The following is a 25,644-nucleotide window of genomic DNA, read 5'->3' on the forward strand; positions in this document are numbered from 1 at the left end:
TTGAAAAAGGTTTGCTTGGAATATTTAATTCTCATTTTATTAGATAGCGTTTATATAGATAATCAGACGTTTACAGAAAGGAATTATGATTTGACTGAATTATTGAATTTACCAGTAGATGCGTTGATTCCGGACTTAAAATTATATTTAGAGCAACAAGGAATGGCCGTATTAACAGCGGAACCGGGAGCGGGTAAAACAACGCGTATTCCACTTGCTTTACGCCATGAAAAATGGCTAGAACATAAGCGCATTATTATGCTAGAACCTCGCCGTGTAGCTGCGATTGCTGCGGCACGCTTTATGGCGGCTTCCTTAGGAGAGCAAGTCGGTCAAACGGTTGGTTATCGAGTAGCTTTGGATAGCAAAGTAAGTAAGCATACAGTGATCGAAGTGGTGACTGAAGGTATTTTGACAGCAATGATCCAGCATGATCCTTCATTAGAACAAGTAGGTTTGATTATTTTTGATGAATTTCATGAACGGAATCTGCATGCTGATCTGGGGCTTGCTCTGGCGATAGAGAGTAGGTCTATTTTGCGTGAAGATCTAAGGATAGTCGTTATGTCTGCTACGATGAATCCACATCCTATTGCAGCTTTATTAGGGAATGCGCCTATACTTTCAAGTGCAGGACGAACATATCCTGTAGAAACTTATTATGTGGCAGGCGAGTCGATTTTTAATATGTATCAACGTCCATATTCTGATTGGGCTAAAAAAGTAGCTTCGACTATCCAAGAAGCATTACAGCAACATGAAGGAAATGTACTGGTCTTTTTGCCAGGTATACGTGAGATTCGATCGGTATATCGAGAATGTGCATCTTTAATTCATCTGATGGGTACTAAGGCAGAAATAGTCATTTTACATGGTGGTATGAGCGCATCAGAACAGGATCAAGTGCTTGCTCCTTCTATAGAACATACACGTAAAGTCGTATTATCTACATCGTTAGCAGAATCGAGTATTACAATAAATGGAATCCGTATTGTTATTGATAGCGGTCTGATGCGTACGCCTGTCTTTTCCGCTCGGACAGGGATGCAACATTTGGCAACAGAACGTGTATCTCAAGATAGTGCAGATCAACGCCGAGGCCGAGCAGGGCGACAAAATGCTGGCATATGTTATCGCATGTGGAGTGAAGAAGAACAATTGTATTTATCGCCTACTCGTTTACCAGAAATCATGCAAAGTGATCTGGCTTCGACGGCTTTGCAAATTGCACTCTGGGGAACAGATATTAATGAATTGAACTGGTTAGATCAGCCACCGAAAGCCGCTTATGAGCAAGCTTGTCAATTATTGATCCATCTGGAAGCTCTGGACGATCAGAAATGTATAACAGCGCATGGACGTGAATTAGCTAAGCTTCGTGTTCATCCTCGTCTTGCTCATATGATTGTAAAAGCTATTCCTTTAGGTCTGGTTCAACAAGCGTGTGATCTAGCCGCTTTGTTACAAGAACGCGATATATTGTCATTTCATGAAGCAGGTGCAGATTTGGAACATCGTGTACAAGCTCTTCATGGCAATACATCGTATACAGTAGATCAGGCGGCGGTCAAACGTATTCGTGAATGGAGTCAACGATTTGAGAAGCAAGCACGTTTAGTTGAAGTGGATATTAAGGATGCTCCTTCAGAACATCTTTCTTCTAAATTCCATACAGGGCTGTTATTATCACTTGCTTATCCTGATCGAATAGCCAAAAATCGTGGGAATGGTACCTTTCTATTACGTATGGGAAGAGGAGCTGTATGGAATAAGAAGCTGGCTCATTCTGAATATTTAGCAACTGCTTCGTATCTTGTTGCCGCCGAATTAGATGGTACAGGCACAGACAGTATGATTAGATTAGCCACAGTTATAAGTGAAGCACACATTCGAGAAGTCCATCAAGCTCATATTCAATTGGTCTCTCAAGTTCACTACGATGAAGAGAGCGAAAGGATATCTGCAAGTATTGATACTTGTCTGGGATCTATTACTTTGCAATCGGTGCCTGATCCTAAGCCTTCAGCAGAAAAGATTCAGCAGGCAATGATAGAAGCTATTCGGCGCAAAGGATTGGATAGCTTGAACTGGACCAAAACAGCTGTGCAGTGGAGAGAGCGAATATCTTTTATGCATCATCTTCAAGCCGATTATCCTGCTATGGATGATCAGACATTATTAGCAGACATGGATCAATGGTTACTCCCTTATATAGAAGGAATCCGTCGATTTAGTGAATTGCGTAAGGTAAATATCACAGAGCTGCTAACTCAGCAGTTATCATGGGAACAACGTCAAGCGATAGAGCGATTGGCACCTACACATATTGACGTTCCTAGCGGATCACGAATTCCGGTTAACTATCATGATCCATTGCGTCCATTTATCGCTGTACGATTACAAGAGTTATTTGGTTGTCTCACTACACCGACTATAGGTTATCATACTCCGCTGACGATCCATTTATTATCTCCAGCAGGGCGACCGGTGCAGGTCACGAACGATTTGAATAGCTTTTGGCAAGAAGCCTATTTTGAAATCAAAAAAGATTTGAAAGGCAGATATCCCAAGCATTATTGGCCTGAAAATCCGCTAACAGCTGAACCTACACATCGTGCTAAACCACGTCAATCTTAAATGCTAAGTGTCTAACTACAGAAATATGATTTTGTCAACACTTTTTTGGGGATTCCGATTGAAAATATGCCTTCAAGGGTAATAACTTCACATGCAACCTGATACCAAATTAGGTGATAAAAGGTTAATACTCGGGAGGTAACAACAATGGATAAGAAAATCGTAGGCGTATTTAATACAGAACAAGAAGCTTCTAATGCAATTGAACAATTAAAAGGTCAAGGATTTTCTACAGATGAAATCTCTGTGATTACCAAAGACCGTGAAGAATTACGTAATATTACAGAAGAAACAGATACCAAAGCACCAGAAGGTGTAGCAACAGGAGCGACTACAGGCGGAGTACTTGGCGGAACAGCAGGCTTGTTAGCAGGTCTTGGTGCGCTAGCTATACCGGGTATCGGGCCAATTCTAGCAGCAGGACCGATTGCAGCGACGATTACTGGTGCAGCTGTAGGTGCTGGAGCAGGTGGATTGTTGGGCGGACTAATCGGTATGGGTATACCGGAAGAGGAAGCTACTGAATACGAAGGTTATGTGAATAATGGTAAAATTCTTGTACTTGTAGAAGATGATGACCGTTATGACAATGTATATGGTGTATTCCGTAATAACCGTACATTGAATGAGACTCGTTACCGTACACAAGCAGACCGTCAAGCTACGCTAGACCAGTCTACAACAAAGCAAGATCAACCTGTAGGACGTACAGAAGAAGATCCGAACGCGTCTAAAGTTCACAAAGAAATAGATAAAGACAGTCTTAACGATGATAGTCAAGGATCAGACAACAAATTGACTTCATATTCTAATGGCGGTTACGGCGTATAATTGATTTTTCCTAAATTATATAAAGAAATATTCAAAAGCTTATCTTTGGTCAGATTTTCTGCCAGAGATAGGCTTTTCGTCATTATTCTACTAGATTCGCTACAGTAATTGCCAAAAAAACGTGCATTAGGTTATAAATGCCCTGTTAGATTATCGCTAGAAGAGGTATACTGACAGTGAAAGGGTATGTATTATGTTCCCTTTACTTTATCAATGAGGAGGTTATAATCATGGACGTACAGGATAAACTGACTCAGCCCACATCTGGTTCTGCAAAGGACAAAAAAAGAAATCGTCGTAAATGGATCAACAAGTTACGTAACGAACTTCGTCTTCCAGGTGCACCATCACCATCGCCTAGAAATGAATCACAACGCATGCCAACACCAACAATGTCTAACACTGCAAGCTGGGGTTGTGGATCACGTTTGACTTCATAAGACCGACTTATGAAGAACTATTGAATATTCCCTCAGGAGTAACATTATGACAAAAAAACCTAGATTAAGAGAAATCGAGATTTTGCGTGGTATGGCTTTTGCCGCTGTCGTGCTTCAGCATTCGATTGCTCATTTTTCTGTAGTCCCAGAATTGAAAATGGAGGATGGGGCTCGGCTTACTTTATTGCTATTAGCGGCCAAATTTGCAGTACCGGCCTTTATTTTCATCACAGGGCTGGTGCTTTTTTATAACTATGAAGGAAAAATCAATTATGTATCGTTTGTTCGTAAACGATTTAAAGACATTATTGTGCCTTATCTGTTATGGTCGGTTATTTATTCGTTTATGTTAGGTATTTACAATAATCCACCGTGGGAATGGATCACGACCATGATTCGCTTTTGGCTTACAGGTAAATCAAGTTATCACTTATGGTATATTGTGATGATTATTCCGATGTATCTGTTGTTTCCGCCTCTACGTATAGGTGTAAGAAAAACGATAGCATGGATTAATGGACAACGTTATCGTGCATGGATATTGATGATCGGGTTAGTTGTAGGATATGAACTTATTTTATTTGCAAGGCCTTATATTACCGATACAGCCACCATGTTAAATATTCCGATTCTTAGTGCATATTTTACAACCTATGCTGATCGTAATGTGATCTATTATTTGTTTTATTTTCTATTAGGTGCTTTAGCTGGACTACATATCAATGTGTTCCTGGATATCCTAAAACGGGTGAAATTTCCTGTGATAGTGATATGCGGGTTGTTTGCGGTGTATTATACAGGGCTGGTCTTAGGGCATTTTCCTCCAGAAGCTCCATTTGGTAGACGGTTTATCGCATTAACCTTATTAGAACCTGCCATGGGATTGTTCCTGATTGCATTTCTATTGCTAATCTATATTATAGCTTTGAGTATCCTATCTAGTGGTGGTACGTATCATCGACAATTATGGATTACACTAAGTCGATATTCATATGGTGGTTATTTGGCACATGCTTTGATGTTAAGAATAAGTTATATCATAGAAGAGTCATTATTAGCAGGAATGAATATTACAGTAAGAATGATCATCGTATGGATAATTACGCTCGTATTATCAGTATTCGTTACTTATGTGATCTCACATATTCCTTACGGACACTGGCTAACAGGCATGTCATTACGTAAAAAGAATCCAGTTAAATTATAGTAAATCCAAAGAAGCAGACATCTGATTACAACCGATGTCTGCTTTTTTAAGTTCTTATTTGTTATCCTTAAAAGAATAGAATGTATAAGGCTAAAGAGTGTCAAAGTTGAAATCAAATGATTAAAAAGTTTATAGTGTATTTACGGAATGAATATTCATTCCGCTGATATCACTCAAAGATTAGCTGATGAATGTAGAGCAAAATAGAGATAGACCATACAGAATAGAAAGGAGTGAATACGATGGAAGCAACACTTCACAAGCAAGATTTAATCTTGTCGGCTGCACTTCAATTATTTGCTGATCGTGGATTCGATGGTACGACAGTACCGGTTATTGCCGAAGCCGCCAAAGTAGGAGCAGGCACGATTTATCGTTATTTTGAAAATAAAGAAGCACTGGTGAATGTATTATTTGAGCAAGGGACGTTATCACTCACAGAAGCGACAGTAGGTCAATTATATCAAAATGGTGAAGATGTACGCACACAGTTCAGGCATTTATTTTATGGCATGGTACACTTCGCCAAACAAGATATCAATCATCTACATTTTATTGTCACACATGCACAAGGATGGTATTTGACAGCTGCGAACAAACAATTATTTGAACAGTTACAACATGCACTTTATGCCTTTTGTGATTATGGCATTGAGCAACAGATGATTCGTTCATTGCCATCACCTGTATTAATAGCGATCGTATTTGGTGCTTTCAAAGAATTGTATAATGCAGTACGTCTGGGCGGTGTAGTACTGTCGGCAGAATTGATAGAGCAAGTGGAGGAATGTTGCTGGAACGCGATAGAGCAGAAGAAATAAGGAGGAATCATAATGACCACCTATACAGATATTCCACAACCGAAAAAAGTAGGCTTACTCGGTAATTTACCCTTGATCGATGCTGAAGCTCCGTTGCAATCGATTGTAAAGTTATCTTATCAATATGGACCGATTTTTCGAATGGAGTTGCCCGGAAGAGAGCAAGTTTACCTTTCCGGACACAAATTAGTACAGGAAGCATGTGACGAATCTCGATTTGATAAAAATGTATGGGCACCTCTGCAAAATGTCCGTCCATTTACAGGCGATGGATTATTTACAAGTTGGACGCATGAACCCAATTGGAAAAAAGCACACCATATTTTGTTGCCAAGCTTTAGCCAGCGAGCGATGCAAGGGTATCAGAATATGATGGTCGATATTGCTACTCAATTAGTTCAGAAATGGGCACGATTGAATCCAGACGAAAGTGTCAATGTACCTGAAGATATGACCCGCCTGACACTGGATACGATTGGATTATGTGGTTTTAATTATCGCTTTAATAGCTTCTACCGTGATCAACCTCATCCATTTATTGTAAGTATGACTCGTGCATTAGATGAAGCGATGAGTCAATTGCAACGACTAGGTATTCAAGATAAATTAATGATTACGAAAAAACGCCAGTACAAGCATGATATTGAGCATATGTTCTCTACTGTTGACAAAATTATTGCTGAACGCCGCGAAGGATTGACCGAAGGCAAGGACGATCTGTTATCTCATATGCTTAACGGCAAAGACCCTGAGACGGGCGAGACATTAGACGATGAAAATATTCGCTATCAGATGATTACCTTCCTTATTGCTGGACATGAGACAACCAGTGGATTGCTATCATTTGCGATATATTATTTGCTCAAAAATAAAGATAAACTGCAAAAAGCATATGAAGAAGTAGATCGTGTATTGGTTGATCCATTGCCATCGTATAAGCAAGTCAGACAGTTAGATTATATACGAATGATTTTAAATGAAGCATTGCGTCTGTGGCCAACAGCGCCTGCCTTTTCACTATATGCCAAAGAAGATACGGTTTTGGATGGTCAATATCATTTAAATAAAGGTGATGCGGTCAGTGTATTGATTCCCAAGTTGCATCGGGATACTGAAGCATGGGGTGAAGATGTAGAAGAATTCCGTCCTGAACGATTTGAAGATGACAGTAAAGTTCCTCATCATGCGTACAAACCGTTTGGTAATGGGCAACGTGCCTGTATCGGTCAACAGTTTGCTTTGCATGAAGCGACATTAGTATTAGGAATGGTGTTAAAACATTTTGAGATTATTGATCATACCGATTATCAGCTCAAAATCAAAGAAACGCTAACCCTCAAACCGGACAATTTTACAATGAAAGTGAAAGTACGCAAAAATCCAACAGCTGTCGCTGTTATGGAAGAAAGTCAGCAAGAGCAAGAAAAAGCGCAAAAAATCGAAGCTGATCCCAAATTAGCAGGTCATAATACCCCATTATTGGTATTGTACGGTTCTAATCTAGGCACAGCTGAAGGGATTGCACGTGAACTAGCAGAAACCGGTCATTATCTTGGTTTCCGTAGTGAAGTCGGAACACTGGATCAATACGCAGCCAAACTACCAACAGAAGGTGCTGTACTAATCGTTACGGCTTCGTATAATGGCAATCCGCCAGATAATGCGAAGTACTTTGTGGACTGGTTGCAAGGAGTAGAAGCAAGCGCATTACAAGGTGTGAAATATGCTGTATTTGGTTGTGGAGATCATAACTGGGCAAGCACCTATCAGAAAATACCTCATTGGGTAGATCAACGATTGAATGAACTGGGAGCACAGCGTCTTTATGAGCAAGGTGAAGGCGATGCAAGTGATGATTTTGAAAAGCAATTAGATGATTGGAAAGAGCAATTATGGCCGCAATTGATGGGAGCATTCGATCTTAATTATGCGGGTGGTGACAAGAAAGAACACAGCAATCTATCGGTTAGTTTTGTTAGTGGGATGGTAGGTACACCACTCGCTGAGACCTATGATGCGTTCCATTCCGAGATTCTAGACAATCGTGAATTGCAACATCATGATAGCGGTCGTAGCACACGACATATTGAAGTGTCTTTGCCTGCCGAAGCATCCTATCGTGAAGGTGATCATTTAGGCATATTGCCACAGAATCCAGCCAGTCTGATTAAGCGAGTGACCGATCGTTTTCATTTGAAATTGTCAGATCATCTATTGCTTAAAGGTAGTGGACGTAGTGCAGCTCATTTACCATTAGAGCGTCCAGTAAGCTTGCCTGACTTATTAGGACACAGCGTCGAATTACAAGATGCTGCTACACGTGCACAGATTCGAGAAGTGGCTGCTTATACAGTATGTCCACCACATCGTAAAGAAATAGAAGCGTTATTAGATGAAGAAAAATACAAAACAGAAGTACTTGCTAAACGAATCACCATGCTGGATATAATCGAACAATATGAAGCTTGCGAAATTCCATTCGACCGTTTCTTGGAATTATTGCCACCACTCAAACCACGTTACTATTCAATCTCAAGTTCGCCTAAAGTTCATTCCGATCGAATCAGTATTACGGTAAGTGTTGTACGTGGAGCTGCGCGTAGTGGCAAAGGAGAATATCGTGGTATTGCTTCTAATTATCTTGCAGAACAAGCCATCGGTTCATCTATCGTTATGTTTATTCGTAGACCGCAATCAGGTTTCCAATTACCTGATGATCCAGCAACACCGATCATTATGGTAGGACCGGGTACAGGTGTAGCTCCTTTCCGCGGTTTTTTACAAGCCAGAGAAGTATTACAACAAGAAGGCAAAACACTGGGACAAGCTCATCTATACTTTGGTTGCCGTCATCCAGAACACGACTTTTTGTATCGTGAAGAATTAGAAAAATATGCACATAAAGGAATTGTGACATTGCATACTGCTTTTTCTCGTGAAAAAGAAGAAGTCAAAGTATATGTTCAACATCAAATGAAGAAAGATGCTCCTATGCTAATCGAACTGATAGATCAAGGTGCTCATTTCTATATCTGTGGAGATGGAACAAAGATGGCTCCGGATGTAGAGCTAACTTTGCGAGAAGCGTATCAAGAAGTACATGGAGCAAGTGAAGAACAATCCGTACAATGGCTAGACGACTTACTCAGCAAAGGTCAATATGCCAAAGATGTATGGACAGGGATCTAAAAAGTAGAATCAAGGATCTCAAAATAATCGTTAAACTACCTTCAAACAGAACACCTTCAAGATTTTATTCAGTTCTTTTGTATTCGAGCTGGATTGAATATTTGAAGGTGTTTTTTTTATTTATTATTAAATTTAATGACATGAAAAATTCGAAACAGTGAATAGAAGGATATAACAATCACAAAATGGATAGAACCGACGAGGGACAGCCGGAAATGAGCAACTCATTTAAACAGAATATATATGAGTACAGAAATATGTAATAATTATTTCAACATATGAAAAATTCAAAATAGAAAACCGAAAATCACGTATCAATGACTATATTCCAAAAATATGATCTCTACTTATGTCATTAAAGACTGCTTAACTTTTCAAACCAGTGAAAATTTCATATAATAGAACATGGACAGATGTTCTGATGGGATAACCCTTTGGATAACGGGTCACACACCAGTATGCAGAAGGGGGACGAGAAAATGGCGTTTATGATTGCACAACGAGCCTTTATCAAATTGTATCTGATTTCTATGGTTGAAGAACATCACGGATATGGATATGAGATGCTTGAAGAGATGAAAGCACGATTTGAGTCGTTTGGTTATTCTCCTCCACAGAGCGAAATTTATCGAGCTTTGCACGAATTGGTGCATGATGGTGTACTTTACCGAACGAAGCAATTAAAAGGTAATGATCCCAAAGTCGATTTTCAGGAGATTGTTATTTATCATTTTACAGATGATGGGCATGAGAAAGCGAATCTGTATAAGAAACAAGTGAAGGTCGATCTGGATCGATGTATCGGAATGCTCACCAAAGCCGCCACAGACAATTACAAATAACTACAAATGGGTATATAGTGTAGAAATGAGTTAAACTCCTTGCCGGAAAGTTAAAATCATTTAATTTAAAACGAAGGGAAGGAATACAATCATGACTGAACGTAAATTAAAGTGGGGCATTATGAGCACCGCAGGGATTGCTGTAAGCGCCGTCATCCCTTCTATTCATGAATCGTTACGTAATGAAACATTGGCGATTGCGAGTCGTTCGTTAGAACTGGCGCAAGTAGTAGCCGAACAGTGCAATATTCCAAGAGCCTATGGTAGCTATGAAGAGTTATTAGCTGATCCTGATATTGATGCTGTGTATATTCCATTGCCGAATCATTTGCACAAAGAATGGACGATCAAATCAGCAGAAGCAGGCAAACATGTATTATGTGAAAAGCCTGCGGCACTGGATGCGCAAGAAGCGGCTGAAATGGTGGACGTATGTCGTAGATCAGGGGTGTTATTTGCCGAAGGATTTATGTATCGTTACCATCCGAAGCATGCACGTGTCAGAGATATTATTGAATCCGGCGAGATTGGTACGATTCGTTCGATGCATGGACGATTTACATCTAACAATGCAGAAGATATTGATAACGTAAGATATCGCCGTGAAATGGGTGGCGGCTCATTATATGATTTGGGTGTCTATCCTGTATCTGCTGCACGTATGTATTTCGGGTCTGAACCTGTAGCTGTAACCGTACAAGGATTCTTTTCTTCTAAACATGATCATGTCGATATGATGGCATCCGGTCTGATTGAATTTCCAGGTTCGGCTTCATTAACCTTTGAATGTGGAATGTGGGCATATCCGAGCTGTGCTCTAGAAATTGTAGGTACCAAAGGGCGTATTAAATTACCATATGCTTTTGGACGCAATGACAGTGAAGATGAACCTCAAGTCGTCATCTATACCGATGAAGGCAAGCGCGGAGAAAATGTACAAGTGGCCAATCATTTTGCTCTTCAAGTCGATGCTTTTGCCGCAGCTGTAATTGATGGAACTCCATTACCTTATAGCCCGGAAGATGCAATCCGCAATACCAAAGTCATCGCCGCATGTCTAGAATCCGCCAAACGCGGAGAAAAAATCCGCCTTGTCTAGCGTTTGGCAGTAAAAACGCGACATCATCTAGTAAAATCAAAAATGATTTTTGCGAAGTGAATATCTGATATTCTATCCTACTATAAGAAAAGGGGAATTTGTTCATGTCTAATCTTACTAGCGCTTCCGAACAATCTTATCAAGGAGAACCTGCTATTGTACTTACTTATGCAGGGCAAGAAGCGATTGTATTGCCAGCAATAGGAGCGAATCTGATTGCTTATCGTGATAATGAAAAAGGATATCGCTTTTTACGTGAACCAAAAGAAGATGAAATGGATGCTTTTCGAGCAAATCCAGGTGTAAATGGGATTCCCGTTCTTTTTCCACCGAATCGTTATGAAGATGGAACATTTACATGGAATGGTAAAACGTACACATTCCCGATCAATGAAGTTGAAACGCATAATCATTTGCATGGATTTTTGCATACGATTCCTTGGAATGTGGATGTATATGAAGCTAATGCACAATCAAGTTCAGTCTTACTTAGTGTAAGTGTCGATGAGCATCATGAAGTATATAAATATTTCCCGCATTTGTTTACAGTGAAATTAAAATATACGTTGTCGGCAGAAGGGTTGTTGCAACAAATTCAAATTCGCAATGATGGTGCAGAAGATATGCCAGTTATGCTTGCTTTCCATACTGCATTAAATGCTCCGTTTGCACCGGATAGTAAGTCAGAAGATATGTCTTTCAAAGCAACGATCGGTGAGCGTTATCAAATGACAGAGCGTATGTTACCGACAGGTGAATTCCAACCGTTATCAGCGTGGGAAGAACAATTCCAAAATGATGGAGCGAATCCTTCAGGCGAAGAAGCAGATAACCATTATACAGCTGTACCACAACGTGGACGTAACTTTACAGAAATCACAGATACTCGTCTAGGTGTAAAATTAGTCTATGATGTTGGAACGGCTTATAAGCATTGGATGATCTGGAACAATATCGCATGCGGCGAATTTATTTGCCCTGAGCCACAGACCAATCTAGTCAATGCACCTAATGTGGATCTTCCAGATGATGAAAAAGGACTATTCCGTCTGGAGCAAGGCGAAATTTGGGAAGAAAGTTCCCGTTTGTACACCATCGAGAGTTAAGATAATACTACAATTCTTTGTTGCTTAAAGAATAAAAAAATGCTCAACAATAAAGAAATATCCAAAAACGCTATCGTCAACAAGGTAGCGTTTTTTTACTGTTTATATGAATTTACATAGAGTTGATATTCAAAGGGTTTAGAATTCACAAATGATCGGTATAGTGAATATGGTTGTTGATACATATATTTTATAATTTATAAAAAAAGGGGATTTACAAACAAATGAAACAAACAATGAAAAAAATGATCGCAATTGCAGCTCTGGCTGGAATTACTTTGACAAGTGGAGTGGCGCAGACTGCACTTGCACAAGACGATGTGAACACAGAAGTGAATCAACCGGCTAAAGTGAAAAATGTTATTTTTCTAATTGGCGATGGCATGGGGCCTTCTTATATGACCGCTTATCGCTATTTCAAAGATAACCCTGCAACCAAAGCAGTAGAAAAAACAGCATTCGATGCATATCTTGTAGGTGCACAGACAACATACCCTGATGATGATTCTGAAAATATTACAGATTCAGCTTCAGCGGCAACAGCGATGTCTGGTGGTGTCAAAACATATAATGCAGCAATAGCGGTTGATAATGACAAATCCAACGTCAAAACAGTGCTAGAACAAGCGAAAGAAAACGGCAAATCAACAGGTCTTGTCGCAACTTCTGAGATTACTCACGCGACACCAGCGGCTTTTGGTGCTCATGATCCGAGTCGTAAAAATATGGCAGGGATTGCAGACGATTATTTTGATGAGATGATCAACGGTAAGCATAAAGTAGATGTATTGCTTGGCGGAGGTAAAGACTATTTCGTACGTAAAGATCGCAATTTGACAGAAGAATTTAAAAAAGCAGGTTATTCTTATGTGACAGATCGCAACGGTCTATTGAACAATAATAGTAATCAATTGTTAGGGTTGTTCGCTCCAGGTGGATTGGATAAAGCCATTGACCGTACAAGTAAAACTCCTTCTTTGCAAGAAATGACGAGTGCAGCAATTAAACGTCTAGATCAAAATGACAAAGGATTCTTCTTAATGGTAGAAGGAAGTCAGATTGATTGGGCAGGTCATGATAATGATGTTGTCGGAGCGATGAGCGAAATGGGTGATTTTGAAAAAGCGTATCAAGCGGCTATCGACTTTGCGAAAAAAGATGGTGAAACTTTAGTGGTAGCGACAGCAGATCACTCTACAGGTGGAATGACTCTGGGTGCTGGTGGCGAATATAATTTCAAAGTAGAATCATTAAAAGCAGCTAAACGCACACCTGATTTTATGGCAAATGAAATTGCTAAAGGTGCAAATGTGAAAAGTACACTGAGAAAATATATCTCTATTCCTTTAACAGCAACTGAAATTCAATCGGTACAAAAAGCAGCTGTGAAAAAAGATGTAACTACGATTGATAATGCGATTGAGAAGATTTTTGATACACGTTCCTTTACAGGTTGGACAACAGGCGGACATACAGGTGAAGATGTGCCTGTATATGCTTTTGGCCCACAAAAAGAACAATTTGCAGGTCTGATCGATAATACAGACAATGCTCGAATTATCTTCTCTTTGTTAAAACAATAATTCATTTAATACATTGAAATACAAGAACAAGCTTTACAACTGCCTGATGCGAACAAAGCATCATTCTAAGGTAGAAGTAAAGCTTGTTTTTTTACGTTTTGCTAATATAAATATAGTCATATTCACTAAAAAAACTAAATCGTAATTATTTTGTTTAAATAGGTTGACAAGAGGAATAGCATAGGAGTAAAGTTATTCAGGTGGTATTCGTAAAAATTACGATAAGAACGGAAAGAATGGAAGGAGCGCTATATCTTGTTATTAGCTTCGATGCAAGACGTTATTTTTGGATATGATCGTGAACCGGTAGTGAATCGGTTGTCGATGGAAATATATAGTAATGAATTTTTGGCTTTAAGTGGCCCCAATGGTGCTGCCAAAACCACTTCACTCAAGTTATTGCTTGGTATATTGAAACCTTGGAGTGGACAAGTACAGATTAAGCGTAATGAAAAAGGATCCAAACCTGTGATCGGTTATGTCCCACAACAAGTATCCTCATTTAATAGCGGTTTCCCGAGTACGGTCTATGAATTAGTTCGTTCCGGTTGTCATATGAATCTTGGATTATTTAGACGTTTTGGTGCTCAGCAAGCGCAGTTAGTTCAGTCATCTCTTGAAGCTGTAGGCATGTGGGAACTTCGTGATCGTAAGATCGGGGAATTATCTGGTGGACAGAAGCAACGTGTCTGTATCGCACGTGCGCTTGCCCAAGAACCTGATGTGCTTATTCTAGATGAGCCTACAACAGGAATGGACTTGGAAAGCCGTAAAGGATTTTATGAATTAATGCGTCATCATGTACAAAAGCATGGACGTACAGTAGTTATGGTTACACACGGACTTGAAGAAGCAGAACCGTATTTGGATCGTATTATTCGTTTGGAGAGAGAGGAGGGTGGAGGATGGGCATGTTTGACTACGAGTTCATGCAGCGCGCGTTTTGGGCCGGAGGAATGATTGCTGTCATCGCTCCACTGCTTGGCGTATATCTGGTTTTGCGTAGACAGGTATTAATGGCTGATACGCTTTCTCACGTATCTCTAGCAGGTGTAGCGATCGGTGCTGTACTTGGTTTTAATCCGTCTATTGGTGGATTTATTGTTGCCTTATTAGGAGCATTGATTATCGAACGACTCAGACGGAACTTCCGTGGTTATGGTGAAGTATCGGTCGCTGTTATTATGACTGGTGGTCTGGCGCTTGCGCTGGTATTGATGAGTATGAGTTCATCACTAACCCGTAGCTTTAGCTCTTATTTATTTGGTTCTATTGTTGCGGTCAGTAGCACCCAGTTATGGATTATCGGAACCGTATTTGCACTGGTTATTATTTATTGGGTCACGATGAGAAGACCACTGTACAATCTGACTTTTGATGAAGAAACCGCTCAGATCGGTGGAACGCATGTACGCTGGTTATCGCAGACGTTTGCAGTATTAACAGGAATGACAGTAGCTGCGGCAATGCCGATTGTAGGAGTGTTATTAGTCTCTGCATTGATGGCTTTACCTGCGGCATTAGCTCTTCGCTTTGCCAAAGGATTTACTTCGGCGCTAGTGATTGCTGTAGCTATTGGTCTGATCGGTATGTTTGGAGGATTAACCACTTCGTATTATGTGAACACGCCTCCAGGAGCAACAGTGGCTCTATTATTGCTAACATTCTTATTAGTAGGCATGGGTATCCAACGTATCTATTATCGTCTGAATCGTAACAAAAACGATGGATATGCGCCGGATATTGATAGTCGTCGATTCTGGCAACGTCAAAATCGTAGTGAACAAAACAGCAAAGTCAAAACACAAGTTTTGAATAAAAGATAAAGCTTCATCAACATCTATGATCAATATAAAAATAAGAGTGGACTAGGAGAGGTGAGAGATTACACATGAATATGAAAAAGAAGAGTTGGGTAACACTGCCTTTGATCGCTTTGTTAAGTATGAGTACATTACTTGCTGCTTGCGGTAATAATTCGAATTCAGCATCACCTACGACAGACGGTAATACTGCTTCAACAACGACTGGTAAGAAACTGCATATCGTGACTAGCTTTTATCCGATGCAAGAATTTACGTCTAAAGTTGCCGGCGATCTTGCAGATGTACAAGTGTTAGTACCAGCAGGTACAGAACCTCATGATTGGGAACCGACAGCTCAAGATATTGCTAAAATGACAGATGCAGATATGCTTGTCTACAACGGTGGCGGTGTCGAATCTTGGATTGATCAAGTAAAAGATACATTAGGCGATAGTGGCCCTAAATTAGTCGAAGCCAGTCAAGGTATTCAAATGATGGAGAGCACAGAAGAAGAACATGAAGGCGAAGAAGCAGGTCATGCAGAAGAAGCTGATCATGCGACAGAAGAAGGTCATGATCATGGATCTCTTGATCCTCACGTGTGGCTATCTCCACTTCAAGCACAGACTGAAGTTCGCAATATTGAGACAGCTCTAACAACACTTGATCCAGATCACACAGCTGATTACAAAAAAAATGCAGATGCTTATATTGCAGAACTTCAGAAGTTAGATGCTGAATACAAAGCAAGTCTTTCTAAAGTGAAACGTAAAGACTTTATTACACAACATGCGGCATTTGCTTATCTTGCTCATGATTATGGCTTAACTCAAGTACCGATTGCAGGTCTTTCTCCTGAACAAGAACCATCTGCAGAAGCGATGGCGAAAATCGTAGATTTTGCGAAACAAAATGATGTTAAAACGATTTTCTTCGAAACGCTAGTTTCTTCAAATGTTGCTAAAACGATCGCTGATGAAATAGGTGCCAAAACCGATGTACTGAATCCTTTAGAAGGATTAACCAGTGCAGAAACATCTGCTGGTGAAAATTATGTATCTGTTATGCGTACCAATCTAGCAGCTCTTGAAAAAGCTTTAAACGAATAAAAAGTACTGCTATATCTCAATATGGACAGCTTTAATATGGAGTTAAGCATAAAGACAGTTCCTACGATATTCCTGTAGAAGCTGTCTTTTTTTGCTATGTTAACAGATATGAGCATCTGCTAGTAGATGGCTAATCACATCCACTTTAAATCTTTTTATGAACAATTTTACATAATTTATAGGTAGGAAGATTGACTTCAAACGTAACGGGGTATAAAATAGTAAGTATAAGAACTAGAGAGTTTCGTGAGTACTATAAAGTTTTTGAACGTTTCAATAGGGGTTAATGTGTGAAAGTATAGTGCAGAAGAGGTTATTGATTATGGTAGAAGAACGGAAGCGCGTGATCCTTATCGCTGGAGGTCAGTTGTTTGCAGAAAAAGGTTATTTCTCAACAACGGTGCAGGATATTGCAGAGCAGTGCAATATGTCCAAAGCTTCGATTTACAAGTTATTTGAATCTAAAGAAGATATTTTGTTACACATTGTGAAGCAAATGCATGAAGAAATTTTGCTAGCGGCTAATCGATTACATTTTGAAGATCATGTATCACCTAAAGAACAATTTACTCAGAAGTTAGTGGTACAGTTTCAAGAGTTTGTTTTAAAGCATGAATTTTTCTTGGTGCTAAATCAGACGATGCCTCTGGAATTGAGTGCGCAGATTCGAGCAGCTATGTTGCAATTCAAGCGTACGATGTTGAACTGGCAGAAGGAAGCGATTCTTCAGGCATTTGGAGATAAGGTGGAACCGATTGTATGGGACTTATCGTTGTGCATGCAAGGAATCGTCAAAGAATTTATGTTTTTATTACGATGGAACAAAAATACGAATTTTGAGCTGTCTGCTTTATCTGAATTTGTTGTAGAAAGTCTAGAAGCCATGATTCAAAAGCATCTGAATCGAACACCACTGATTACCGAACAAATGGCACAGCAGTTTGATTTGTCTGACCCAGATGTACGACATAAGTATTTTGGCGAAAGTGAATGGCGCAAAATCATACGTGAACTCAGTACAGCGATTCATCAACGTTCACCTGAATCGATTCGCCCGGATCTGATAGCCGCTACCGAACGATTAAACACGGAACGTAAAAAAGTCATACCGCAAACCTTTATGATTGAAGCATTAATCGCATATTTACAGAAAAGGGAAGAGCTTCAGCAGGAAGTCGCTCAACTACAACATGTATATCGTGCAACATGGGAGGAAAAGAAACATGAATAATATTTCAACACCGAATAAGCCGAAATTAAATATTACGCTTATTGTCGCTATTATGCTGGCAGGTGCATTTGTAGCGATATTGAACCAGACCCTACTTGTAACAGCATTACCGCATATTATGAGTGATCTTAATATTGATGCAACAGCTGCTCAATGGTTAACAACGATTTTCATGCTCGTCAACGGGATTATGATTCCAGTGACAGCGTACTTAATCGATAAATTTTCAACACGGGCGTTATTTATTACGTCTGTTGGTTTATTTGCGTTAGGAACACTCATTGCAGCCGTTTCGCCTAACTTTGGTACATTGTTAGTCGGTCGTGTTGTACAGGCAGCAGGAGCAGGTATTATTATGCCGCTGATGCAGACTGTATTTTTAGTGATTTTCCCAAAAGAAAAACGGGGAGCAGCCATGGGGATGATCGGTCTGGTCATTTCATTTGCACCAGCGATTGGACCTACACTGTCCGGTTGGATTGTTGATTCATACTCATGGCGTACACTGTTCTACATTATTTTACCGATTGCAGTGATCGACCTTGTGATAGCTATCTTTGCCCTCAAAAATGTAAGTGAATTGAGAAATCCGAAATTGGATATGACTTCAGTAACATTATCTACATTAGGATTCGGTGGTCTATTGTACGGATTCAGTAGCGCTTCTAAAGGCTGGAATGATCCTACAGTGATTATTAGTATTCTAGTCGGTGTAGTCAGTCTGTATCTATTTGTCACTCGTCAGTTCAAATTAAAAGAACCATTATTGGAATTCCGTGTATTTAAAGATCGCGTGTTTACAGTTTCAATGATTATTACAGTGATTGTATTTACAGCGATGATTGGTGCATCCACATTGATGCCTTTATATATTCAAAATGCTCGTCATATGACAGCTCTACATTCAGGATTGATTGTTTTACCCGGAGCGATTCTGATGGGGATTATGTCACCGATCACAGGTCGTATTTTTGATAAATACGGTGCTAAAGTCATCAGTACGATAGGATTGATCCTGATGGCAGGCGGAACGATTCCATTTGCTTTCTTAACATCAACTACATCGATTACGTACATCACGATTATGTTTACACTACGGATGTTCGGTATGTCGATGGTATTGATGCCAGTAACGACAGCAGGTCTGAATCAATTGCCTACCCATTTGTTATCTCACGCATCTGCGATGAACAATACGTTACGTCAAGTCGGTGGATCGATCGGAACAGCGGTGTTAATTACTATTTTGACCAATGCTAGTTCTTCATCTGCTCTATTAGGAAATAGCACTGAAAATGCGTTGATTCATGGTACGAATATGGCGTTCTTAGTAGCTTCTGGATTATCTGTATTAGCATTAATTTTAATCTTCTTCTTAAAAGAACCCCCACGCAAAAATACAGAGAAGCAAGAAGAGAAAGCCAAAGCTTCTCCAGTAAATAGCAAACGCAAAACGATTTCTCAATCTTAAACAGTGCTTCAACATTAACTAACAATACCTATTGTGCAGAAAGGAATATGCTGTAGTAATAGGTATTGTTAGTATACTTAATTATTTTTAGTATATTACTTGCATAAAATTGAATTGGTTACTATAATATATATAGTCACATTAAATAATAACATGTACGATATAGAGAATAGGAGAGATAGCCTTGAATACAAAATATAAATCTTTATTTGAACCGTTCCAACTGAATGATGGTATTGAATTAAAAAACCGTATTGTTCTTGCTCCTATGACACATTTTTCTTCTAACACAGATGCTACTGTTTCTGATGCAGAGCTTGAATATTATGCACGTCGCACAGGTGGCGTAGGTATGGCTGTAACAGCTGTTGCTTATGTAACTAAAGGCGGTATCGGTTTCCAAAATCAATTTGGTGCTACAGGTGCTGAATTTACAGAAGGTCTACGCAAATTAGCAACAACATTGAAATCTAATGGTGCTAAAGCTGTTTTGCAAATTTTTCATGCAGGTCGTCTAAGTCCGGCTGAATTGGTTAATGGTGATGTAGCCGCTCCAAGTGCAATCGCAACAGATCGCACAAATGATGGTAGCGAAGCTCCAGCTCCTCGTGAATTAACAGCACAAGAAATCGACGATATTATTGTTGATTTTGGTAAAGCAACAGCGAATGCAATTGAAGCTGGATTCGATGGCGTAGAGATTCATGGCGCAAACGGATACTTAGTGCAACAATTCTTTTCTCCACATGCGAACCGTCGTGAAGATAAATGGGGCGGAAGCTTAGAAAAACGTCTAACGTTCCCATTAGCAGTAGTGGACGAAGTACAACGCGCAGTAAAAGAACATGCTAAAGGACCTTTCATTGTAGGATACCGTTTCTCTCCAGAAGAACCAGAAACTCCTGGGATCACAATGGCAGATACATTGGTATTAATCGATGCATTAGCTGAGAAAAACTTGAGCTACTTGCACGTATCTCTAATGGAATATGCTTCGACTCCACGTCGTGGTGTAGATGACAAACGTTCTCGTCTTGAAATTATTCAAGAACGTGTAGGCGCTAAAGTTCCAGTAATCGGTGTAGGTGCTGTTAACACACCTGAGGATGCATTAAATGTTATCAATACAGGTGCACCACTAGTAGCACTTGGTCGTGAATTGATCGTAGATCCGGATTGGGTTGAAAAAGTAGAATCCGGTCGTGAGTCTGAAATCGATTATTCATTGACTAAACAAGACCAAGATCGTTTGGTTGTTCCAGATCCATTGTGGAATTCTATTATGACAATGACAGGCTGGTTCCCGGTTAAAGATGCAGAAGAATCTAGCACATTAACGAAGTAAGCTATAAATATACAGACTGTTCTTTTTCTGCTACGGTAGAAGAAGAACAGTTTTTTTGTGCGTTGGATTGATGACGATATAGAATAAAATAGAAGGAGCATGACGATGATCTATGATTACCATGTACATACAAATCATTCTTTTGATTCACAGGCGGTTATGAATGAAGTATGTGCAGAAGCGGTACGATGTGGCATCCAAGAGATTTGTTTTACAGAACATTATGCAGTTAATCCAGTACTGCCTACGTACGGGCATTTGAATTTTGAACATTATATACATGAGATTGAAAACGCTCGTGAGCGATATGCAGGGCAGTTGAAGATTAAAATAGGAATTGAATTGTGTGAACCTCATCATATGAAGACACAGTATCAAGCAGCATTAGCTAATCAACCACTCGATTTTATTCTAGGGTCTGTACACAATATGGATGAGTGTAAATTAAGGCTTTTTTTAGCGCAAGAAGGTATTAATCATTATGATCTATATTTTAAAGAAGTATTAAAAATGGTAGAGTGTGCAGATATTGATGTGATGGCTCACTTGGATTTATTAAAAAGATATGCAGTAGGAACGGTAGGCAATTACAAGTTAGAAGATCATCAAGAAGTTATTGAAGCGATACTGCAAACAGCGATTGCACGCAATATTGGTATCGAGATTAATACATCAGGTTGGCGAAGTGGGGTCGATCAATCGTTTCCCTCTTCAGAAGTATTGCAGTTATATCGACAGTTAGGTGGAGAGTTACTCACACTTGGTTCCGATTCTCACTTTGTAGAACATACAGGAGCAGGTATAACAGATGCGATAGCGTTGGCGAAACAATGTGGATTTCAGTCGATCTATACGTATCACCAAAGACAACCTCAAGCTATAGCCTTAGATTAAACATTTTATCAGGATGCAGGCTACAATAAATAGATAGGGACTAGGTATGAATAGACTACTGATATCATGCTTTAGATCAGGGTAATACGATTAATTCAAATAGATATAAAAAAAAGAAGCTCAACATCGACAAGAGCAATACTCTCGATGTTGAGCTTTTCATATCATATAATACAATATTCTTTAATGTACCTTACACAATCGGTTCTAAATAGGATAACTGAAGCACGATTGTATTACTGACTATACGTATTGCCTTGCTCATCTACATAAACAGATTTTACAAGAGTACGGCGGTACGGGTAACCTGCTTCTGTATATCCATCGATATCGGTTGTAACGACATAAATAGAAGGAGTATTCGCTACAGGCGTAGTTACCGATTCTTGAGTAGTCATTGAGCGGTTAGCACGCTCGGTAGGTGGTGCAAGCTTAGTACCATCAGGATGATAATAGTTCACCGTGTAATTCAGGTGAGTACGTTGTTCGTCCAGACCTTCGGTATTGACGTTCATACGTAACTGATTATTGCTAAGATTAGTTTTGAGTTCTACTTGCTCTGCACCCGGTGTATACACAGCAGTCATAAGATAAGCACCTTTACTTGCACTGGTCGCTTGTACTTTCCATTCTCCTGCTTCAGGTTGCTGTAGTGTAGCGATCTGATGATAAGCTCCTGGGAAAAATTCATCATCCGGATTCGATTGTACGTTAATATTTTGCTTTTTCCCACTTGGTGAAATGAATTGTAAATCAGTTAGTGGTTGATCACTGAGCCAATCGAGCGAGATCGTTTTAACATTGTTTTCTACAGTTAATGTCTCATGCGCTACACCTTGATGTTCTCCGCCCCGAATATAATATTGTCCATGACCGTCTTCAGAGGTCACGTTATATGGATCGACAGGAGGAGTCGATTGTGAACGGCTTGGCATAGTTGGATTGGTGGCCGATGGCTGGGTCTGATAGGTGTTTTCTGTAACAGAAGCAGGTGTTTTGAGACTGGCTACAGCGGCAGGAAGAGTACCGATATATGATTTGAACAGATCAAATGTGGATGAACCTGTACGTACTGTTTTATGATTCCAAGCCCCGGACTGAATCAAAGTTGCGCTGGGCAATAGAGCGCTATCTGTAGTCACTACACCATCGTTACTACCGAACAGCGATAAGTATGAACCGCCAAAAGTATATGAAGCTTTACCAGAACCCGACCATTTGTTACCACTCATTGTGTAAAAAGGAACTTTGTTTACATCAGGGTCTTTTGCCATTTCAGATCGAAAATAATCCATATAGGAGGTCTGAAGTGAACTGGTACCCGGACTTTGTGATCCAACAAGATCGGCAAGCCATCCAGCCCAACTGCTATAAGCAAGATCTGCTAATTGAGAACCATGATGAGGTGTACTGAGTGTAATGACACGAGAAACATAAGGATAGGCATTGTAACGTACCAATGCGGATTGAGTATCTACTCCGCCTTTGCTATGAGCGACAATGACTACTTTTTTGCCAAAGTATTTGCTGATCTCTTGAATTTTGGTGGCAAGCAATTCTCCATCTTTCCACATATCTTCCGGTGTACCTGTAATATCATACATATTGATAAAAGCCGTTTGATATCCATTTTTGTAAGCATACTCATACATATCATTATCTTCATACCAGACATTGGCTTTGCTGGTTAGACCATGAACAAACAAAATCGCAGGCTTGTTCGGAGAAACGTTGGCAGGCGTCTGTCCTGTTGCCCAAGCCCCGGGAGAAGGAGCAACAACAGGAGTGGTAGGAGCCATCCATGCTTGTTGTGGTAAAGCCGTTAATCCTAGAATAACTGTAAAAGATACCCCCAAAATCGTATACTTGATATTCATTATATTCCTCCTGTAATGTGGTCTGGATAATGATATTATCCTTAAGCAAATTTTAATTTCTAAATATTAGAAACGATACTCATTTATGTATAAAATATTTTTACAAATCGATTCTATATATTGGAAAATTAATACATAATTGATCGACGGTTAACACAATAATGCTTATTAAAATAAAAATTTTAAGTTTTTTGCGTCTGAAATGAAAAGATGAGAGGTATATTTCTGAGAATCTGGTTATAATAGAATTCGTAAACAATCCAAATTCACTTCGTACGATAGCTAAAGGGTCATCCATTGTTAGTGATCGATCTCAATAGAATGATCAACATCAATAGGATCGCTGTTATCATCGTCCAGACCGTTCATCTCTAATGAACGAAGATTGGGTTTGAGAAAGTATGTAACAAAAAGTACAAGCGCAGAGAAAGAAGGGGCAAAGTGCATGAATAAGTTAGAAATGTTGCAAAATCCAAAACAGCGTAAATTGCTGGTCAGTGCTGGATTTAGCTGGATGTTTGATGCGATGGAAGTAGGTATGATTTCATTTATCGCTGCTGCACTGGCAAAAGATTGGAATCTAGCACCGCAACAAATCGGTTATCTGACCAGTATTAACTCGGTTGGTATGGCTGTAGGTGCTGCCACAGCAGGATATCTAGCCGATCGTTATGGACGTAAGTCGATTTTGTTGTGGACCTTGTTGATCTTCTCTATTGCGAGTGGATTATCTGCTCTAGCCACAGGATTCGGCATACTGTTAGTGTTACGGTTTATCGCAGGCTTTGGATTAGGTGGAGAACTCCCAGTAGCTTCTACATTGGTGTCTGAATCGGTATCTGTACAAGACCGCGGACGAGCTGTTGTATTACTGGAAAGCTTCTGGGCACTCGGTTGGATTATTTCAGCGGTCGTTGCTTACTTTGTTATCGCACAATATGGCTGGCAATGGGGCTTTATTATAGGGGCTGTACCTGCGCTGTATGCGTTATATTTACGCCGGGCGATTGAAGATTCACCGAAGTTTGTTAAAGGTGGAGCAGGCAAACGTGCTTCTTTTGTAAAAGGACTCGCAGATATCTGGAGTAGTGAACATCGCCGTACTACGATTATGGCGTGGATCTTATGGTTTACAGTTGTGTTTTCTTATTATGGTATGTTTTTGTGGTTACCATCCGTGATGGGATTGAAAGGTTTTACATTGATCAAAAGTTTTGAGTACGTGCTTATTATGACATTGGCACAATTGCCAGGTTATTTTACAGCGGCTTATTTTATTGAGAAATTTGGACGTAAATTTGTATTGATTGTGTACTTAATTCTGACTGCTGTCAGTGCTATCTGGTTCGGATTTGCGACAACAACAGCTTCGCTTTTGATGGCTGGTATTTGTTTATCCTTCTTTAACCTGGGTGCTTGGGGTGGATTATATGCGTATACCCCTGAATTGTATCCGACCAAAGTACGCTCAACAGGCGTAGGGATGGCTGCTGCATTTGGACGTGTCGGCGGGGTTATCGCTCCATTTCTAGTCGGAATGTTAGTCGGTAAAGGGGTAGCTATTAGTACCATCTTTACGATCTTTTTTGTTACGATTCTGATCGGTGTAGCGGCAGTTGCTTTTCTAGGTAAAGAGACCAAAGGATTAGAATTAGATTAATCGGTTAGGGGAATCATAATGAAATATTCGTTTATGACTGATATGGAACTTCTGCTAGCTTATGAAGGCATTCGTAATACCAAATCTCGTTATTGTCGGCTGATTGATATGAAAAAGTGGGATGAATTAGGGAGTGTATTTGCTTCGGATGCAGTAGCTGATTTTAGTACAGAAGGCAATCCGATTCCTGTGTTAGAAGGTCGAGATACGATTGTCAAAGTGTTCAAAGACCTTGTACATCCTGCGGAAACGGTACATCAGGTACATAGTGCTGAAATTGAAATGATTTCGGCAACCGAAGCGAAAGTCTTCTCGCCGATGGAGGATTATGTAACTTTTCCAGAAGGAAGCGAAAATATTTCTTTTCACGGGTACGGTTATTACGAAGAGACATTCGTAGCGATCGAAGGTCAATGGTATATTCAGCATACAAGGTTGGATCGCTTGAAATTTGATGTCATCTAGTCTGGTGAGCAAGCTTACAGGGATGGTATTGT

At 39.8% G+C, this 25,644-nt stretch carries 20 protein-coding genes; 19 read left to right on the forward strand and 1 reads right to left on the reverse strand.

The features are described 5' to 3' along the window. The first annotated feature begins 90 nt into the window (after positions 1-90). From hrpB to PO903_RS14880, 17 genes are all read left to right on the forward strand, one after another. The gene (gene hrpB / locus PO903_RS14800) at positions 91-2,637 is read left to right on the forward strand and encodes an ATP-dependent helicase HrpB (protein ID WP_273593772.1); all 2,547 of its coding nucleotides are present in this window, start codon (positions 91-93) and stop codon (positions 2,635-2,637) included. A 147-nt stretch (positions 2,638-2,784) separates the two neighbouring features. Then, positions 2,785-3,468, forward strand: coding sequence for a general stress protein (locus PO903_RS14805; RefSeq protein WP_137222826.1), 684 nt, complete (start codon positions 2,785-2,787; stop codon positions 3,466-3,468). A 230-nt stretch (positions 3,469-3,698) separates the two neighbouring features. Further along, a complete protein-coding gene (locus tag PO903_RS14810) occupies positions 3,699-3,908 on the forward strand; it encodes a hypothetical protein (protein WP_069325890.1) in 210 nt (69 codons plus the stop codon). Positions 3,909-3,954: 46 nt separating this feature from the next. Beyond that, complete coding sequence (locus tag PO903_RS14815) at positions 3,955-5,115, forward strand: acyltransferase (protein WP_273593773.1); 1,161 nt, start codon at positions 3,955-3,957, stop codon at positions 5,113-5,115. 242 nt (positions 5,116-5,357) lie between these two features. Next, a complete protein-coding gene (locus tag PO903_RS14820; RefSeq protein ID WP_273593774.1) occupies positions 5,358-5,936 on the forward strand; it encodes a TetR/AcrR family transcriptional regulator in 579 nt (192 codons plus the stop codon). A 12-nt stretch (positions 5,937-5,948) separates the two neighbouring features. Next, positions 5,949-9,125, forward strand: a complete 3,177-nt coding sequence (locus PO903_RS14825; RefSeq protein ID WP_273593775.1) for a bifunctional cytochrome P450/NADPH--P450 reductase — start codon at positions 5,949-5,951, stop codon at positions 9,123-9,125. Between the two features lie 479 nt (positions 9,126-9,604). Next, the gene (locus tag PO903_RS14830; RefSeq protein WP_069325894.1) at positions 9,605-9,967 is read left to right on the forward strand and encodes a replication termination protein; all 363 of its coding nucleotides are present in this window, start codon (positions 9,605-9,607) and stop codon (positions 9,965-9,967) included. A 91-nt stretch (positions 9,968-10,058) separates the two neighbouring features. Next, complete coding sequence (locus PO903_RS14835) at positions 10,059-11,066, forward strand: Gfo/Idh/MocA family protein (RefSeq protein ID WP_069325895.1); 1,008 nt, start codon at positions 10,059-10,061, stop codon at positions 11,064-11,066. Positions 11,067-11,170: 104 nt separating this feature from the next. Beyond that, entirely contained in the window at positions 11,171-12,172 is a 1,002-nt protein-coding gene (locus PO903_RS14840; protein WP_273593776.1) for an aldose 1-epimerase, read from the forward strand. Between the two features lie 224 nt (positions 12,173-12,396). Continuing rightward, the gene (locus PO903_RS14845; protein ID WP_273593777.1) at positions 12,397-13,755 is read left to right on the forward strand and encodes an alkaline phosphatase; all 1,359 of its coding nucleotides are present in this window, start codon (positions 12,397-12,399) and stop codon (positions 13,753-13,755) included. Between the two features lie 255 nt (positions 13,756-14,010). Continuing rightward, entirely contained in the window at positions 14,011-14,715 is a 705-nt protein-coding gene (locus tag PO903_RS14850; protein WP_069325898.1) for a metal ABC transporter ATP-binding protein, read from the forward strand. Then, entirely contained in the window at positions 14,661-15,581 is a 921-nt protein-coding gene (locus PO903_RS14855; RefSeq protein WP_069325899.1) for a metal ABC transporter permease, read from the forward strand. Before PO903_RS14850 ends, PO903_RS14855 begins: the two co-directional genes overlap by 55 nt. Before the next feature lie 65 nt (positions 15,582-15,646). Further along, on the forward strand, positions 15,647-16,669 hold the full coding sequence (locus tag PO903_RS14860; RefSeq protein WP_069325900.1) for a metal ABC transporter substrate-binding protein: 1,023 nt from the start codon (positions 15,647-15,649) through the stop codon (positions 16,667-16,669). A gap of 322 nt (positions 16,670-16,991) precedes the next feature. Continuing rightward, positions 16,992-17,900, forward strand: coding sequence for a TetR/AcrR family transcriptional regulator (locus tag PO903_RS14865; protein ID WP_273593778.1), 909 nt, complete (start codon positions 16,992-16,994; stop codon positions 17,898-17,900). After that, entirely contained in the window at positions 17,893-19,371 is a 1,479-nt protein-coding gene (locus tag PO903_RS14870; RefSeq protein WP_273593779.1) for an MDR family MFS transporter, read from the forward strand. Before PO903_RS14865 ends, PO903_RS14870 begins: the two co-directional genes overlap by 8 nt. A gap of 184 nt (positions 19,372-19,555) precedes the next feature. Beyond that, positions 19,556-20,716: an NADH-dependent flavin oxidoreductase gene (locus PO903_RS14875; RefSeq protein WP_069325903.1), complete on the forward strand. Its 1,161-nt coding sequence runs from the start codon at positions 19,556-19,558 to the stop codon at positions 20,714-20,716. A 105-nt stretch (positions 20,717-20,821) separates the two neighbouring features. Then, the gene (locus tag PO903_RS14880; RefSeq protein WP_273593780.1) at positions 20,822-21,610 is read left to right on the forward strand and encodes a histidinol-phosphatase HisJ family protein; all 789 of its coding nucleotides are present in this window, start codon (positions 20,822-20,824) and stop codon (positions 21,608-21,610) included. 236 nt (positions 21,611-21,846) lie between these two features. On the opposite strand, the gene PO903_RS14885 is transcribed toward PO903_RS14880, so the two are convergent. Then, positions 21,847-23,487 carry an esterase/lipase family protein gene (locus PO903_RS14885; RefSeq protein WP_273593781.1) on the reverse strand — a complete coding sequence of 547 codons (1,641 nt, stop codon included), beginning with the start codon at positions 23,485-23,487 and terminating at the stop codon, positions 21,847-21,849. A gap of 445 nt (positions 23,488-23,932) precedes the next feature. Here PO903_RS14885 and PO903_RS14890 point away from each other — a divergent pair, with 445 nt between their 5' ends. Continuing rightward, entirely contained in the window at positions 23,933-25,147 is a 1,215-nt protein-coding gene (locus PO903_RS14890; RefSeq protein ID WP_137222846.1) for an MFS transporter, read from the forward strand. A gap of 18 nt (positions 25,148-25,165) precedes the next feature. Further along, complete coding sequence (locus PO903_RS14895; RefSeq protein WP_069325907.1) at positions 25,166-25,612, forward strand: nuclear transport factor 2 family protein; 447 nt, start codon at positions 25,166-25,168, stop codon at positions 25,610-25,612. The last annotated feature ends 32 nt before the right edge of the window (positions 25,613-25,644 follow it).

The organism is Paenibacillus sp. PK4536 (assembly GCF_028594455.2).
GTDB classification, from domain to species: domain Bacteria; phylum Bacillota; class Bacilli; order Paenibacillales; family Paenibacillaceae; genus Saccharibacillus; species Saccharibacillus nuruki.